The organism is Actinomadura luzonensis, assembly GCF_022664455.2.
In the GTDB taxonomy this organism is placed as follows: Bacteria; Actinomycetota; Actinomycetes; order Streptosporangiales; family Streptosporangiaceae; genus Nonomuraea; species Nonomuraea luzonensis.
In genome coordinates this window covers 1,313,094-1,327,651 of record NZ_JAKRKC020000002.1, presented here as the reverse complement: position 1 = coordinate 1,327,651, position 14,558 = coordinate 1,313,094, and the positions used below count along the sequence as shown (strand labels likewise).

Genomic DNA, 14,558 nt, shown 5'->3' with positions numbered 1-14,558 from the left:
CTGTGAGCCTGCTGACCTCGCTGGCCCGGCTGCGGGCCCTGGACGAGGGCATCGCCCAGCCGGTCGCGACCGTCCGGCACTGCCACCTGTCGGCGCGGCCGATGGTGTTCGTGCCGCTGCGGCTGTCCGGCGAGGCCGCCGCGCCGCTCGCGGCGATGCTCGGCGACGACCGCGACCGGCCGCGGCTGCTCGTGGTGCCGCAGCCGCGCAACCGCGACCTGCGTTTCGCCTGGGCGGCCGAGCTGGCCGAGGTGCTGCTGCCGTACGTCGAGGGCTTCACCGCGGCCACCGAGACGGTCGAGCGGCGCGGCGGCGACCCCTACCAGCGGGCTCTGGACGCGCCGCAGCTGGTCGTGCCCAACACCGGCGGCGTGGCCTTCACCCGGCTGCTCGGCCGCTCCACCCGCTTCCGCCGCGCCGACGGCCCCTACCCGGTGCCCGCCTCGGTGCCGCTGCTCGGGCGGTGGCTGACGTACTTCGCCGAGCGGGCGGCGTACCCGGGCTCGTCGCTCATGCTGGCCGCGACGCAGGAGCTGGGCCGGCACTGGGCGAGCGGGCAGAGCGGGCTGGAGGACGGCAACCTGGCCGCGCTGGTCGGCTGGATCACCGAGGGCCCGTCGGAGGAGGCCGAGGACCCGCTCGTCTGGCCGCCCGCGGGGCCGGCGACGGACCCGGGGTTCGACGCGGAGGTGCTGGCCCCGGCGATCGAGAGCGGCTCGGCCGAGCGCGTCACCGAGGCGCTGCGCACCCAGCTCGAGCCGACCTGGCGGCTGGTGTGGCGGGCGATCGACCTGCTGGCGGGGCTGGAGCCGGGGGCGAGCGTGGCGCAGCGGTGGGAGCAGGACCGCGGCTCGTTCAGCGCGATGGCCGAGAGCGTCGCCGAGGGCGGGCCGCCGCAGCCCCGCAGGGACGGCGCGGTCGCGGCGGCGGCCCGGCTGGCCCGTATGGAGCGCGCCCAGGCCGCCTTCGAGGTGCAGCGCGCCTACGACGACCCGCTGGTGATGGCCGAGTACCGGCTGACCGGGGAGGCGTTCGCGGGCGAGGTGATCGAGACCGTCCCGGACAACGCCGAGGGCGAGGGCCGCTCGCGCAAGCTGCGCCCGCTGGTGGTGATCAAGACCGACGACCCGGTGCTGCTCGTGCCCGGCACCGCGCTCGGCACCCCGCAGCGCCGCGCCCAGGGCGCGGAGCTGGTGGAGGCGCACGAGGGCCTGGTCACCATCAAGATCACCAAGGGGATGGGGCGCGGCAGGACGCCCGCCCCCGGCTCGGTGCCGGACGTCGGCGAGCGGGTCTGCTACACCTCGCTCACCGGCGACTTCCAGGGCTCGCCCGCGCTGCCCGACGCCGAGGCCACCCCGTGGACGCACGGCGGCCCGCCCCAGCAGTACGTGCCCGACGACGAGGACGCGCAGGAGGAGTGGTCGTGACCGGCAGCCCGGAGCAGGTGATCGCGGACGTGCTGGCCGACCTGCCCCGGCACCGCGGCGTGGTGGTCGACTCCCCGCCGGGCGCGGGCAAGTCCACGCTGGTGGTGCGCGCGGCGGGGCACATCGCGGCCACCGGCGAGCCGCTGATGATCGTCGCCCAGACCAACGAGCAGGTCGACGACCTGGTGGTGCGCATCTGCGACAAGCATCCGCACCTGACGGTGGGGCGGCTGTCGGCGGGCGGGTACGCTCCCCCGCCGCGCCTGCTGCAGCTGTCCGGCGTCCGCGTCGGCACCCGCGTGCAGGACCTCGGCGACCCCGACATCGTGATCGCCACCGCCGACAAGTGGGCGTGGATCGGCGAGCGCCGCTGGCCGTGGGCGATCGTGGACGAGGCGTACCAGATGCGCTCGGACAAGCTGCTGCGCATCGCGGGCCTGTTCGAGCGGGCGCTGTTCGTGGGCGACCCCGGGCAGCTCGACCCGTTCTCCGTCGTGGACGGCGACCGCTGGTCCGGCCTGTCGTGGGACCCGTTGCAGAGCGCGGTGTCGGTGCTGCTGCGGCACAACCCGGACCTGCCGGTGCACCGGCTGCCGGTGTCGTGGCGGCTGCCGGCCACGGCCGCGCCGGTGGTGTCGCGGGCGTTCTACCCGTTCACCGGGTTCCGCTCCGGCACCGGGCCGGGCGAGCGGCGGCTGGAGCTGGTCACCGGCGGCATGGGCACCGCGCACGACCGGGCGCTGGAGGAGGCGGCCCGCTCCGGGTGGGCGCTGCTGGAGCTGCCCAGCCGGCACACCGTGCGCACCGACGGCGAGGCGGTGCGGGCGGTGGCGCTGCTGGCCGCGCGGCTGCTGCAGCGCGGCGCGGTGGCGGGCTCGGAGCAGGGCGAGCGGCCGGTGACGGCCGACCGGATCGCGGTCGGGGCCGCGCACCGCGACCAGGTGGCGGCGATCCGGGCGGCGGGCCTGCCGCCGGAGGTCACCGTGGACACCGCCAACCGGCTCCAGGGCCGCGAGTACGACGTGACGATCGTGCTGCACCCGCTGTCCGGGCGGCGCGACGCGACGGCCTTCCACCTGGAGTCGGGGCGGCTGTGCGTGCTGGCCTCCCGGCACCGGCACGCCTGCGTAGTGGTGGCCAGGGCCGGCATCGCCGAGCTGCTGGACGCCCACCCGTCGGCGGAGCCGGTGCAGCTCGGCGTGCCGGTGAAGTTCCCCGACGGGTGGGAGGCGAACCAGGCGGTGCTGGAGCACCTGGCCCGGCACCGGATCGCCGCCGGGTAGCGGGTCAGCTCCTGCGGCGCCAGACGTCGATGGCCATGACCCGGCGCATGCCGGCCGACTCGTACAGGCCGAGCGCCGGGGTGGTGTTGTTGGAGTCGACGTGCAGGATCGTGCCCTTGCGGCCGCGCGCGAAGTCGGCGGCGAAGGCGTGCCGCAGCAGGAAGCGGCCGAGCCCGCGCCCGCGGAACTCCGGCAGCACGGCGAGCGTGGCGACGTAGCCGCAGCCCTGGTCGGGCAGGAACTGGTCGTTGCCGATGACCACCCCGGCCGGGCGGCCGTCGATCCTGGCCAGGGCGAGCTGGCTCCAGTCGTGGACGCTCTGCGCCTGGCGGCGCTCGTACCAGTGCTCGTACGGGAGCGGGACGAAGCCGAAGTGCTCGGCGAAGCCCTCCTGGTGGACGCGGTGCGCCTCGCGCCGCACCTGCTCGCTCTCCCCCGAGTGCAGGGTGAGCCCGGCGGGCGCGGGCGGGGCCTCGACGGGGCCGGTGAAGTCGATGCGCATGCGGTGGAAGCTGGTGCCGGGCTCGAAGCCGCGCTCCTTGACCAGGGCCTGCTTGCCCGCGTCGGCGCGGTGGACGCCGATCTGCACGGTGGCGCCGTCGTGGCCGTGCGCGGCGGCCTGCTCGCGGGCGCGGCCGAGCACCTTCTCCCAGAGCGGCCCGGTCAGCTCCTCCGCGCCGGGGCGGACGATGACGTCCACGTCCACCAGGTCGCTGTCGCCGACCTGGCAGGCCCAGGCCGAGGCGAGCAGGCGGCCGCCCGGCTCCTCGGCCACCCAGCCGTCCCTGTCCCGGTCGAAGTCGGGCTCGACGAGTTCGTCCTCGACGTCCTGGAGGGTCATGTCAGGGGCGCCGAGCACCGAGGTCTCGTAGGCCGAGATGAGGTCGTACAGGGCGGCGGCGTCGTCCAGACGTGGCCGTCGGAAAGCGTGCATGTGGGCAATTGTCCACAAAACACCCACCAGGCACCTCTCCTTTTCCGGGGCGCGGTTAAGCTGTGTGCGTGTTCGAGGGCATGCCGCTGCACATCGAGGTCGCCGCGCCGGACGCGACGACCGTCGCGCTCGCGCTCAGCGGCGACCTCGACCACGTCTCGGTGGCGCAGCTCGCCGCGCTGACGTTCGCCGAGGGCTACCGGCGCATCGACGTCGACCTGTCGGCGCTGACCTTCATCGACTCCTCCGGCCTGGCCGCGCTGGTGCGGCTGCAGCAGCGGGCGGCCGACGCCCACGCCGTCGTCAACCTGGTGGCGCTGACGCCCTACCTGCGGGGCCTGCTCAAGATGACCGCGGTCGACCAGTTGTTCACTTTGCCACCTGGTTGACCTGCTCGGCCTGCTCCGCCCCCGCCTGCGGCGCGCCGCCGCGCAGCGGGATCTCCTTGATGAAGGCGGCGAGCACCGGCACCGCCACCGCGAACGCGATGGCCCACCAGAAGACGCCCGAGATGGACGTGGCCAGCGCCTCCAGCAGCCCGGTGCGCTGCTGCGCGGGCATCTGGGCGAGCGCCGCCGGGTCCATGCGCCCGCCGCCCTTGGCGATGCGCTCGGCCGCCTGCGCGCCGAACCGGCCGGTCAGCTCGGAGGTGAGGTGGTTGTTGAAGACCGCGCCGAACACCGACACCCCGAACGAGCCGCCGATCGAGCGGAAGAACGTGGCGGCGCTGCTGGAGACGCCGAGGTCGCGCTGCTCGACGCTGTTCTGCGCGATGAGCAGCGTGGTCTGCATGAGGAAGCCCATGCCGAGGCCGAGCACCGCGATGTAGAGGCCGGTCAGCCAGGACGGCGTGCCGACGTCCATCGTGGACAGCAGCCACATGCCCACCGCCATGCCGACGCCGCCGATCACCGGGTAGATCTTGTACTTGCCGGTCGCGGTGATCGCCTTGCCCACGAACAGCGACACCACCATGGACGCCGCCATCATCGGCAGCAGCAGCAGGCCGGAGTTGGTGGCGCTGGCGCCCTGCACGGTCTGCTGGAACAGCGGCAGGAAGTTGATCGCGCCGAACATCGCGAAGCCGAGCAGGAAGCCGACGCCGGAGATCAGCGTGAAGTTGCGGATGCGGAAGAGCTGCAGCGGCATGATCGGCTCGGCGGCGCGGCGCTCCACCGGCACGAACGCGGCGATCGACACGACGGCGACGGCGGCCAGGACGAGGATCTGCCAGGAGCCCCAGGCGTACTCGTTGCCGCCCCAGGTGGTGATGAGCACCAGCGCGGTGATGCCGACCGACAGCAGGATCGCGCCCGCCCAGTCGATGCGCACCCGGTGGTGCACGCTGGGCAGGTGCAGCCGGGCCGCGATGAGCAGCAGCGCGACCGCGCCGACCGGCAGGTTGACATAGAAGGCCCAGCGCCAGTCGAGGTGGTCGGTGATGAACCCGCCGACCAGCGGGCCGGCGATCATCGCCAGCGACATGACGCCGGCCATGATGCCCTGGTACTGGCCGCGCTCGCGGGGAGGCACCAGGTCGCCGATGATCGCCATGACGTTCACCATCAGGCCGCCCGCGCCGAGGCCCTGGACCGCGCGGAAGGCGATCAGCTCGGCCATGCCGCCGTCCGGGCCGCCGAGCATCGCCGAGCCGGCCATGCCGCACAGCGCGGAGCCGATCATGAAGATGACGATCGAGACGAGGAAGATGGTCTTGCGGCCGTACAGGTCGCCGATCTTGCCCCAGATGGGGGTCGAGACGGTGGTGCCCAGCACGTACGCCGTGACCACCCAGGACAGGTGCGTCAGGCCGCCCAGCTCGCCGACGATGCGTGGCATCGCGGTGCCCACGATCATGTTGTCCAGCATCGCCAGCACCATCGCCAGCATCAGCCCCGGCAGGACCACCATGACCTCGCGGCGCCGGCCCCCGCTCTCCGCCATATCGAACCCCCTGAACGATCTTGCTTACTTGCCGCCCGGCAAGCATAAGATAAGGTAGAGAGCTACTTACCGGCCGTCAAGTCGAAATAGGTGCAAAGTGCGGGAAGACACGCGTACCCGGATTCAGGAGGTCGCGCTGCGGCTCTTCACCGAGCAAGGGTACGAGGCGACGTCGTTGCGGGAGATCGCCGAGGAGCTCGGCGTCACCAAAGCCGCCCTTTACTACCACTTCAAGACCAAGGACGACATCGTCGCCAGCCTGGTCGACCTGCGGGTGGCCGAGCTGGAGGAGCTGCTGCAGTGGGTGCGCTCCCAGCCCAAGACTCCGGAGACGCGCCGCGAGCTGGTGCGCCGCTACGCCGAATACCTCGTCCGGCCCCGCTACCTCGAGGTCACCCGCTTCCTGGAGCGCAACCAGACCGCGCTGCGCGCCCACCCCAAGCTCATGAAGATGCGCGAGGCCATGCTCGCGCTGACCGCCGAGCTGAGCGAGCCGGGCGCCACGCCGGTGCAGCGGGTCAGCCGCGCGCTGGCGCTGTTCGCGCTGCACGCGGGCAAATGGATGACGCAGCAGGACGACCTCACCGAGGACGAGATCGCCAAGGCGTCCATGGAAGTGGCGCTGCGGCTGCTGGAGGAGTAGCCGGCCGGCCGGATCACCCGTGACGATTGGGACGCAAGATCTCGGGCAGAGGGGCAGCCACCCCGTCCGCAAGGGAGGAGAGACCGTGGAGGCCTCGATAGCGCTCCGGCTGCCCAGGGATGCCGCGAGCGTCCCGCTGATCCGGCAGATGCTGGACGGCACGCTGCGCTCGCTCGGCGTGGAGGACCCGATCCGCGAGGACATCGAGCTCATGCTGACCGAGGCCTGCTCCAACGTCATCCGGCACGCCGCGCCCAGCGACGAGTACACCGTCAGCGCCACCGTCCACGACGACCGCTGCTTCATCCGCGTCGTCGACACCGGGGGCGGCTTCGACCCGGCCAAGCTGGAGGAGCCCAAGCCCGGGGCCGAGCACGGGCGGGGGCTGCAGATCATGCGGGCGCTCGCCGACGACATCCGCTTCACCAACAAGCGGGAGAACGGCGCCGTGGTGTGCCTGGAGAAGCGGCTGCGGTACGCGCCGGGGGCGGCGGGGCCGCACCTCATGGCCAGCGACGGGCACTCCTCCCACTGACCCCGGCCGCACGGGCCGATGCCCCTTCGCGCTGTGTCCCCCGGCTTGCAGGGGCGGCGGGCCGGCTCTGTCAGGGGGCCAGAAGCGTCGCAAGGGGCACCCGCCCGTCGCCCTCACCCCAGGAACACCCGCCACAGGCGGTGGTCAGTCCGTCGCCCCCGCCCCAAGAACACCAGCCATGGGCGGTGGTCAGTGGGGTTCGAGGGTGTGGTGGCGGCGGGTGGGGGTGTGGGTGAGGGGGAAACGGCGGCGGAGGCGGGGGGTGGCGCGGGTGAGCTCGCCGCGGAGCCGTTCGGGGACGCGTTCGCCGCTCAGCTTGACGGTGAGCCGTCTGTCCCGGCCGGTGAGCCGCCGCCACGTCCGCCGCCAGTCGACCATCGTGCCGGCCAGGGCCGCGAGCACGACCAGGGCGAGCACGGCGATGAGGGCGATCGCGCCGGCGAGGAGCAGCAGCACGACCAGCAGGGACCCGATGGTGCCGAGGACGTCCAACATTTGCCGAAAGATGCCCGCACGCCAGCGGGTTATGCGCGATCACGCGGATAGATCGACCTTACTTCGGCGCGCTCAGTCGATGACCAGCCCCGAAGGGTCGAGGCGCCCCGGCAGCAGGTCGAGCCGGCGCAGGATCACGCCCTCGCGCAGCGCCCACGGGCACACCTCCAGCCGGTCCACCTCGAACAGGTCCATCGCCGCGTCCGCGACCAGCGCCCCCGCCGCGAGCTGCGCCGCCCGCCCCTCGGACACGCCCGACAGCTGCGCCCGCTCGGCCGAGCCCATGGTGGTGAGCTTGACGACCCACTCGGCCATGTCCTGCCGGGTGAGCCAGCGCGGCACGTACAGGCCCTCGCTGGTGGGTGCGGCCCCGGCGATCCTGGCCAGCTGCTTGAAGGTCTTGGAGGTGGCGACCGCGCGGTCGGGCTCGCCGTAGCGCACGACGGAGCCGACGGTGCGGGCGATCTCGGTGCGCACGTGCCGGCGCAGCCGCCGCACCTCGTCGGCGGGCGGCGGGTCGGCGGTGAACCAGTCGCGGGTCAGCCGGCCCGCGCCGAGCGGCAGCGAGACGGCCACGTCGGGCTCCTCGTCCACCCCGGCCGCGATCTCCAGGGAGCCGCCGCCGATGTCGAAGGCGAGCAGCCGTCCCGACGACCAGCCGAACCAGCGGCGCACCGCGAGGAAGGTCAGCCGGGCCTCGTCGCGGCCGGACAGCACCTCGATGTGCACGCCGCAGCCGTCCTCGACGCGGGCCAGCACCTCCTCGCCGTTGGCCGCGTCGCGGACGGCGGAGGTGGCGAAAGCCAGCAGGTCCTCCACGCCCTTGTCCTCGGCCAGCTCGACGGCCTCCTTGACGAAGGAGCACAGCCGCTCGATGCCCCGCTCGGCGAGCCGGTTGTCCTCGCCGAGGTACTCCGTCAGGCGGAGCCCCTCCTTGTGCGAGTACGCGGGGATGGGCCGGGCGCCGCGGTGGGCGTCCACGACGAGGAGATGCACGGTGTTCGAGCCGATGTCCAGCACGCCGAGTCGCATGGGAAGACGCTACCGTTCCGCCGGATTCACGGTGAAACGCAGCCGTATGTGGTCGAGGGCGGCAGGCAGGGGATCCTCCAAGGTGAGCGAGGGGACCGCTGAGCGCTCGCGCAGGAACGCCCGCAGGAGGGCCGCGGTGGTGGTGAGGACCAGGTCGCGTCCCGGGCACCGGGCGAACCCGGCGCTGAACGGCACCCCGGCCCAGCTCTCGCCGCCGTCCAGCCACAGGCCGGGACGGTAGTTGTCGCCGGGCTCGGCGCGGTTGACGTACGGGCTGTAGACCACCACCAGCGTGCCCGGCGGCAGGTCCCAGGGGTTGGGGCCGGCGGCCTCGCGCAGGATGGCGAGCGTGGTGGGCCAGAGCCGCAGCGACTCCAGCGCCGCGGCCCGCAGGTGCGCCTCGTCGCGCGGCCCGGGGAACGCGGTGAGCAGCGCCAGCGCCCGGTAGCCGGCGACCGCGGCGGCGTCGAAGGAGAACAGCCAGTGCGGGGCCTGCCCTTCGGGGTGCACCTCGGGCCCGGCGTGCGCCGCGGCGAGGGCGCCCGCGAGGCTGCCCGGCTCGGCACGTTCCAGGTGCGCGGCCAGGCGGCGGCGGAAGGCGTCACGGACGTCGGTGCGCCGGCCCCGCAGGTACGACCAGTTGGCGTCGCGGCGCAGCCGGTCGAGCAGGGTGGTGAGCAGCACGTCGTCGCGGGCGGCGTCGCCGAGCACCACGCGGCGGGCGACGCGCCAGTGGACCGCGTGCCACTGCGGCCAGGTCAGCGTCCCCTCCCGGGGCAGGGCGGCGCTCTCCTCCTCGGCCACCCGGGCGTGGGCGGCGGTGCCGGCGCACAGCACCCGCTCGTTGAGCTCGCGCCGCCGTTCGCGCAGCTCCGGGTCGCGGGTGACGAGCACGGCGTCGGGCTCGAAGTGCGCCAGCGCGCCGCGCTTCTCCTCGGTGGCGGGGGTGAAGGCGGGGTCCTCCAGCACGCGCCGCACGTCCGCGGCGGCGAGCGGCAGCATGGCGAGCCCGCGGCCCGGCACGCGGGCCAGCAGCGGCCCGTCCCCGTACCGCGCGCGCAGCCGTCTGAGCAGCCCGATCGCGCGGGCGTCGGTGTCGGCCATGCCGGCCAGGCGCACCGCCGCCGGGCGGCGGATGACCGTGCCCTGCGCCACGGTCGGCAGCACCAGCGTGGCCGCCAGCGCGAGCGACTGGGCAGGGGTGACCACCGGCAGCCGCGTGATCGTGGGCATGTTCCAGGGACTACCCTTCGTTGGTGGCATGACACGTTTGGGGGGACTTTGAGCGCTTGTTGTGGCCCGAGCAGGGACGACGCCGCCGGCGCGGCCGCGCCGCCCGCCGTCCTGACCGTGCGCCGGTCGGCGCCGCCGCGCGGCATGGTGCGCATCCCGGGCGGCACCTTCCTCATGGGCGGCGACGACCCGGACGGCCGTCCCGAGGACGGCGAGGGGCCGGTCCGCGAGGTGCGGCTGGACCCGTTCCTGATCGACCCGGCGTGCGTGACGAACGCGCAGTTCGCCACGTTCGTCAAGGAGACGGGGTACGTCACCGAGGCCGAGCGGATCGGCTGGTCGTTCGTGTTCCGCCAGTTCGCCACGGCCGGGGTGATGGAGGCCACCGTGCCGGGCGCGCCGTGGTGGGCGGGCGTCGAGGGGGCCGCGTGGCGCACCCCGGAGGGTCCCGGCTCGTCGATCGGCCACCGCCAGAACCACCCCGTCGTGCACGTCTCCTGGAACGACGCCGGCGCCTACGCCGCGTGGGCGGGCAAGCGGCTGCCGACCGAGGCGGAGTGGGAGATGGCGGCCCGCGGCGGCCTGGAGCGCAAGCGCTACCCGTGGGGCGACGAGCTGACGCCGAACGGGCGGCAGCGGTGCAACATCTGGCAGGGCCGCTTCCCCACCGCGCCGAGCAAGGGGACGATGCCGGTCAAGTCGTTCCAGCCCAACGGGTACGGGCTCTACAACGTCTCCGGCAACGTGTGGGAGTGGACGGCCGACTGGTGGGGCACGGCGTGGGAGCCGTACGCGGACAACCCTACCGGCCCGGCCGAGGGCGGCGCGAAGGTGATCCGCGGCGGCTCGTACCTGTGCCACGACTCCTACTGCAACCGCTACCGGGTGGCGGCGCGCACCTCCAACACTCCCGACTCCGCCACCGGGCACACCGGTTTCCGCTGCGCGGCCATACTCTGATCGCATGTCACGAACCCTGCGACTGCTGATCACCGGCGGCGGCACCGGTGGTCACACCTATCCGGCCCTGACGACCCTGTCAGCCCTGCAGCGCCGCCGGGTGCCGCACGACGTGCTCTGGGTCGGCACCGCGAGCGGCCTGGAGGCCAGGATCACGGCCGAGCACGGCATCCCGTTCAAGGCGATCACGACGGGCAAGCTGCGCCGCCGCCCGAACATCAGGGAGCTGGGCACCAACATCGCGGACGTGTTCCGCATCCCGGTCGGGGTGTTCCAGGCGATCGGGCACGCCGCCCGCTACCTGCCCGACGTGGTGCTGTCGACCGGAGGGTACGTGGCGGTGCCGATCGGCGTGGCGGCCAAGCTGATCCGCCGGCCGCTGGTCATGCACGAGCAGACCACCGTGGTGGGGCTGGCCAACCGCATCCTGTCGCGCCTGGCCACCCGCATCGCGCTGTCGCACGAGTCGTCGCTCGAGCACCTGCCCGCGGCCGCCCGCGCCAAGGCCGTGGTGACGGGCAACCCGGTGCGGCCGGAGCTGCTGGCGGGCAACCGGGCGGCGGCCTACGACCTGTTCGGGCTGACGTTCGAGGTGCCGCTGATCTACGTGACGGGCGGCGCGCAGGGCAGCAAGCAGATCAACACGCTGATCGCCGAGATCCTGCCCCGGCTGCTGCCGCACGCGCAGGTCGTGCACCAGTGCGGGCCCGCCTGGATCGAGCAGATGCGGGCGGTGCCGGTGCCCGCCGAGCTGGCCGAGCGCTACCACCCGGTGCCGTATGTGGGGGCGGAGCTGGCCGACCTGTTCGCCGCGGCCGACGTGGTGATCGCGCGCAGCGGCGCCGGGACGGTGTCGGAGCTGACCGCGATCGGCAAGCCGGCCGTGCTGATCCCGCTCATCCCGACCGGCGGCGACGAGCAGCGCAAGAACGCGGGCTACCTGGCCTCGGCGGGGGCCGCGCGGGCATTGCTGGAGCCGCACCCGACGGCCGACCAGCTCCTCGGCGAGCTGATGCCGCTGCTGGCCGATCCGGCGCTGCGGGCCTCGATGGGGCAGGCGGCGGCCGGGCTGGGCCGGGTGGACGCCGCCGACGCGCTGTGCGACCTGCTGCTGGAGGTCGCCGCGGGCCAGGCCGCTCCCCCGCCGCCCGCCGCCGGGCCCGCGCCGGGCGCCCACGCGGCTCCCGGGCATCAGGCGGCTTCCGGGCATCCGGAGGCTCCCGGCGGTCAGGCGTCGTCCGGGGTGCCGGGGACCTCTTTCGGCGCGCCCGGCTCCAGGTAGCGGAAGGCCTCGCGGGCGGAGCGCACGCTCCGCCCGAGCGCCTGCTCCAGGTGCGCGGCGTCGTCGGCCAGCCGGTCCAGCTCGGGCCCGGCCAGGCCGTCCGCGCCGGTCTCGGCGACCAGCTCCTCGTACTGGTGCAGCCGCCCCCGCAGCTCCTCCACCTGCTGGTGGGCGCGGTAGGCGCGCTCGGCCTCGGTGACGTTGGCCGCGTAACGTTCCAGCGCCTCGACGCGGGCGAGCACCGCCGCCTCGCTGCCGTCCAGCGCGCGGGCCAGCGGCTCGGCCACGGCCTCGACCTCGGGCGTCAGGCCGCGCGAGACCGTCTCGCGGTGCTTGGTGCGCAGCGCCGACAGCTTGGCCAGCAGGCGGGCGATCTCCCACTCCTCCGCGGGCAGCATGACCGCGTTGCGGGCCTCGTCCAGCAGGCCCTCGGCGTTGACGCGGGAGCCGGTCACGGTCGCGACGGCGCGCTGCGCGCGGGTCAGCAGCCGGCGGGCCGACTCGTCGAGGTCGTCGGTGAGCACGTACCGGCCCTCGTGCCAGCGCAGCAGCTCGTACGCCTCGCGCTCGGCGTCGTCGCGCTCCTCGTCCTCGCCGCCCGGCAGGTCCTTGCGGACGAACAGCACGATCATCAGGGGGATGCCGAACAGCACGAGCATGAGCAGGCCGAGCCCTCTGCCGGCGGCGCCGACGCCGAGCAGCAGCCCGAAGAAGGCCACCGTGGCGAAGGCGCCGACCATGCGCGTGTGGGCGTTCGACAGGACCTTGCGCGGCTGCGGGGCCCAGCCCTGGCGCATCTTGATGAGCACCCGCCGGCTCGCCCTGAGCACGTGCGCGTCGTCCGGCGGTACTCCGGGGTCTACCACCACATCCGCCACAGATTCGGATACTAAGCCAAGTCACCCCCTTAAATGGCGAAAAGCCTCATGGGCCGAGCTGACGCTGTCGCGTAACGCCTGCTCAAGACGGCCGGCGTCGTCGGTCAATTCGTTCAGCTCGGGGACGGCCGCGCCGTCGGCGCCCGACTCCGCGAGCAGTTCCTCGTAGCGGGACAGGCGGGCGCTGAGGCGCTCGATCTGCCGCCGGGCCCGGTAGGCGCGCTCGGCGTCGGCGACGTGCCCGGCGTAGCGTTCCAGCGCCTCGACGCGGGCGAGCACCGCCGCCTCGCTGCTGTCGAGGGCCTCGGCGAGCGGGCCGGCCACGGCCGCCACCTCGGGCGTGACGCCTTCGGCGACGACCTGCCGGTGCTCGGCGCGCAGCTCCGACAGCTTGGCCAGCAGGCGGGCGATCTCCCACTCCTGGGCGGGCAGCATCACGGCGTTGCGGACGTCGTCCAGCAGGCCCTCGGCGTTGACGCGGGAGGCCATGACCTGCTCGACGGCGGTGCCGGCGCGGGCCAGCAGGGCGCGGGCGGCCTCGTCGAGGTGCTCGTGGAGCACGTAACGGCCGCCGTAGGCGCGGCTGTGCTCGTAGACGTCGCGTTCCAGGGCGCGGCGGCGCTCGGTCTCGGCGTCGGTGCGCGGCCGCAGCAGGACGGCGACGGTCAGCAGCGCGGCCCCCGTCATGATCACCACGAAGGAGGGGTACTGCTCGGCCACGAACAAGGTCAGCCCGTACACGGCGGCCACCGCCGCGACCACGCCGGCCGTGCCCGCGGCGATCGTGCCCAGCATCGGGTGGGCCCGCTTGGGCGGCGGGCGCCAGCCGGTGTGGAGGCGGGCCAGCAGCGTGCGGTTGGCGCGCAGCAGGTCGGCCGCCTCATGAGGGACCGCCGGATCGACGATGACCTTCGGGTGACGGCCGGGCACGTTATCGAGCATAGGGATCGCGGGTCAGCTTTCCAGATACCGGAAGGCCTCATGTGCGGACTCCACGCTGCGCCGCAGCGAGCGCTCCAGCGTGTCGGCGTCCTCCGACAGCTTGCCGATCTCCGCCAGCGCGAGGCGGTCAGCGCCCGACTCGGCCAGCAGCTCCTCGTAGCGGGGCAGCCGGGCCCGCAGCTCCTCGATCTGGGCGTGCGCGTGGTAGGCGCGCTCGGCCTCGGCGACGCGGGCGGCGTAACGTTCCAGCGCCTCGACGCGGGCGACGACCGCGGCCTCGCTGGCGGCCAGGGCGCGTTTGAGGGGTTCCAGGACGGGGGCGACCTCCGGCGCGAGGCCGCGCTGCACGAGGTCGCGGTGCTCGCGGCGGAGCTCCGACAGCTTGGCCAGCAGGCGGGCGATCTCCCACTCCTGGGCGGGCAGCATCACGGCGTTGCTGGCGTCGTCGAGCAGGCCCTCGGCGTTGACGTGGGAGCGCAGCACCGCGCCGACCGCGCGCTGCGCGCGGCCCAGCACGAGCCGCGCCTCCTGGTCGAAGTCCTCGCCCAGCAGGTAGCGGCCGTCGTACCAGCGGGCCTGCTCGTAGACGTGGCGCTCGTGCGGGCGCTCGTCCTCGGGCGCCTCGCTCATCGAGGCGATCTTGACCAGGACGACGAAGACGTACGTGCCGAGCAGCACGAACCCGGCCGGGGCGAGCGGGGAGTCCAGCAGGACGGCCATGAGCGCGATCACCACCGGCGTGGCCGCCAGCAGCAGGGCGCTGGAGGGCCCGCGACGCGGCCGGTGACGGGCCTGCGCGACGGTGTGGGGCGCCCATCCGGCGCGCACCCGGGACAGCAGCGAGGCGTTGGCCCGTAACAGCCCGGCGACTTCGGCCGGCACTCCCGGATCGACCACCACACCCACGCTCTGTCCTGGCACCCTGGCGCCCCCCAAGCTCGTGTTGTGTGTGGATATTACGTAACAA

The 14,558-nt window shown here is 73.9% G+C and carries 15 protein-coding genes; 7 read left to right on the top strand and 8 right to left on the bottom strand.

All coding sequences use genetic code 11. The annotated features are described in order from the left end of the window. Positions 1-2 precede the first annotated feature (2 nt). Both MF672_RS36385 and MF672_RS36380 read left to right on the top strand, forming a co-directional pair. Positions 3-1,430 carry a serine/threonine-protein kinase gene (locus MF672_RS36385; RefSeq protein WP_242375059.1) on the top strand — a complete coding sequence of 476 codons (1,428 nt, stop codon included), beginning with the start codon at positions 3-5 and terminating at the stop codon, positions 1,428-1,430. Further along, positions 1,427-2,713: a DEAD/DEAH box helicase family protein gene (locus MF672_RS36380; RefSeq protein ID WP_242375060.1), complete on the top strand. Its 1,287-nt coding sequence runs from the start codon at positions 1,427-1,429 to the stop codon at positions 2,711-2,713. The genes MF672_RS36385 and MF672_RS36380 overlap by 4 nt, the downstream gene beginning before the upstream one ends. Positions 2,714-2,717: 4 nt before the next feature. Here the strand turns inward: MF672_RS36380 and MF672_RS36375 are convergent, their stop codons facing one another. After that, on the bottom strand, positions 2,718-3,647 hold the full coding sequence (locus MF672_RS36375; protein ID WP_242375061.1) for a GNAT family N-acetyltransferase: 930 nt from the start codon (positions 3,645-3,647) through the stop codon (positions 2,718-2,720). 68 nt (positions 3,648-3,715) lie between these two features. Here MF672_RS36375 and MF672_RS36370 point away from each other — a divergent pair, with 68 nt between their 5' ends. Next, entirely contained in the window at positions 3,716-4,036 is a 321-nt protein-coding gene (locus MF672_RS36370; RefSeq protein WP_242375062.1) for an STAS domain-containing protein, read from the top strand. Here the strand turns inward: MF672_RS36370 and MF672_RS36365 are convergent. Then, entirely contained in the window at positions 4,017-5,591 is a 1,575-nt protein-coding gene (locus MF672_RS36365; protein ID WP_242375063.1) for an MDR family MFS transporter, read from the bottom strand. The genes MF672_RS36370 and MF672_RS36365 overlap by 20 nt on opposite strands. 97 nt (positions 5,592-5,688) lie before the next feature. Here MF672_RS36365 and MF672_RS36360 point away from each other — a divergent pair, with 97 nt between their 5' ends. Both MF672_RS36360 and MF672_RS36355 read left to right on the top strand, forming a co-directional pair. Continuing rightward, positions 5,689-6,234 (top strand): TetR/AcrR family transcriptional regulator, encoded by a 546-nt coding sequence (locus tag MF672_RS36360; RefSeq protein WP_242375064.1) that lies wholly within the window; start codon positions 5,689-5,691, stop codon positions 6,232-6,234. A gap of 85 nt (positions 6,235-6,319) precedes the next feature. Further along, positions 6,320-6,769, top strand: coding sequence for an ATP-binding protein (locus MF672_RS36355; RefSeq protein ID WP_242375065.1), 450 nt, complete (start codon positions 6,320-6,322; stop codon positions 6,767-6,769). 189 nt (positions 6,770-6,958) lie between these two features. Here the strand turns inward: MF672_RS36355 and MF672_RS36350 are convergent, their stop codons facing one another. The 3 genes from MF672_RS36350 to MF672_RS36340 form a co-directional block, all read right to left on the bottom strand. Continuing rightward, a complete protein-coding gene (locus tag MF672_RS36350; RefSeq protein ID WP_242375066.1) occupies positions 6,959-7,264 on the bottom strand; it encodes a hypothetical protein in 306 nt (101 codons plus the stop codon). A 72-nt stretch (positions 7,265-7,336) separates the two neighbouring features. Continuing rightward, entirely contained in the window at positions 7,337-8,296 is a 960-nt protein-coding gene (locus MF672_RS36345) for a Ppx/GppA family phosphatase (protein ID WP_242375067.1), read from the bottom strand. Between the two features lie 9 nt (positions 8,297-8,305). Further along, on the bottom strand, positions 8,306-9,529 hold the full coding sequence (locus MF672_RS36340; protein ID WP_242375068.1) for a cytochrome P450 family protein: 1,224 nt from the start codon (positions 9,527-9,529) through the stop codon (positions 8,306-8,308). A gap of 144 nt (positions 9,530-9,673) precedes the next feature. Here MF672_RS36340 and MF672_RS36335 point away from each other — a divergent pair, with 144 nt between their 5' ends. Then, positions 9,674-10,489: a formylglycine-generating enzyme family protein gene (locus MF672_RS36335; RefSeq protein WP_242375105.1), complete on the top strand. Its 816-nt coding sequence runs from the start codon at positions 9,674-9,676 to the stop codon at positions 10,487-10,489. A 4-nt stretch (positions 10,490-10,493) separates the two neighbouring features. Beyond that, complete coding sequence (locus MF672_RS36330; RefSeq protein ID WP_242375069.1) at positions 10,494-11,771, top strand: UDP-N-acetylglucosamine--N-acetylmuramyl-(pentapeptide) pyrophosphoryl-undecaprenol N-acetylglucosamine transferase; 1,278 nt, start codon at positions 10,494-10,496, stop codon at positions 11,769-11,771. Here MF672_RS36330 and MF672_RS36325 read toward each other — a convergent pair. Genes MF672_RS36325 through MF672_RS36315 form a run of 3 tightly spaced genes read right to left on the bottom strand, consistent with a single transcriptional unit; the run spans position 11,717 to position 14,497 of the window. After that, positions 11,717-12,649 carry an AAA family ATPase gene (locus tag MF672_RS36325; protein ID WP_242375070.1) on the bottom strand — a complete coding sequence of 311 codons (933 nt, stop codon included), beginning with the start codon at positions 12,647-12,649 and terminating at the stop codon, positions 11,717-11,719. The two genes, MF672_RS36330 and MF672_RS36325, sit on opposite strands and share 55 nt — an antisense overlap. A 21-nt stretch (positions 12,650-12,670) precedes the next feature. Next, positions 12,671-13,579, bottom strand: coding sequence for a hypothetical protein (locus MF672_RS36320; protein WP_242375071.1), 909 nt, complete (start codon positions 13,577-13,579; stop codon positions 12,671-12,673). A 24-nt stretch (positions 13,580-13,603) separates the two neighbouring features. After that, on the bottom strand, positions 13,604-14,497 hold the full coding sequence (locus MF672_RS36315) for a hypothetical protein (RefSeq protein WP_242375072.1): 894 nt from the start codon (positions 14,495-14,497) through the stop codon (positions 13,604-13,606). Between the last annotated feature and the right edge of the window lie 61 nt (positions 14,498-14,558).

Excerpts from the sequence above, each read along its gene's own strand:
- MF672_RS36375 (WP_242375061.1), bottom strand. The coding sequence starts at position 3,647 with ATGCACGCTTTCCGACGGCCACGTCTGGACGACGCCGCCGCCCTGTAC.
- MF672_RS36365 (WP_242375063.1), bottom strand. The coding sequence starts at position 5,591 with ATGGCGGAGAGCGGGGGCCGGCGCCGCGAGGTCATGGTGGTCCTGCCG.
- MF672_RS36350 (WP_242375066.1), bottom strand. The coding sequence starts at position 7,264 with ATGTTGGACGTCCTCGGCACCATCGGGTCCCTGCTGGTCGTGCTGCTG.
- MF672_RS36345 (WP_242375067.1), bottom strand. The coding sequence starts at position 8,296 with ATGCGACTCGGCGTGCTGGACATCGGCTCGAACACCGTGCATCTCCTC.
- MF672_RS36340 (WP_242375068.1), bottom strand. The coding sequence starts at position 9,529 with ATGCCCACGATCACGCGGCTGCCGGTGGTCACCCCTGCCCAGTCGCTC.
- MF672_RS36335 (WP_242375105.1), top strand. The coding sequence starts at position 9,674 with ATGGTGCGCATCCCGGGCGGCACCTTCCTCATGGGCGGCGACGACCCG.
- MF672_RS36330 (WP_242375069.1), top strand. The coding sequence starts at position 10,494 with ATGTCACGAACCCTGCGACTGCTGATCACCGGCGGCGGCACCGGTGGT.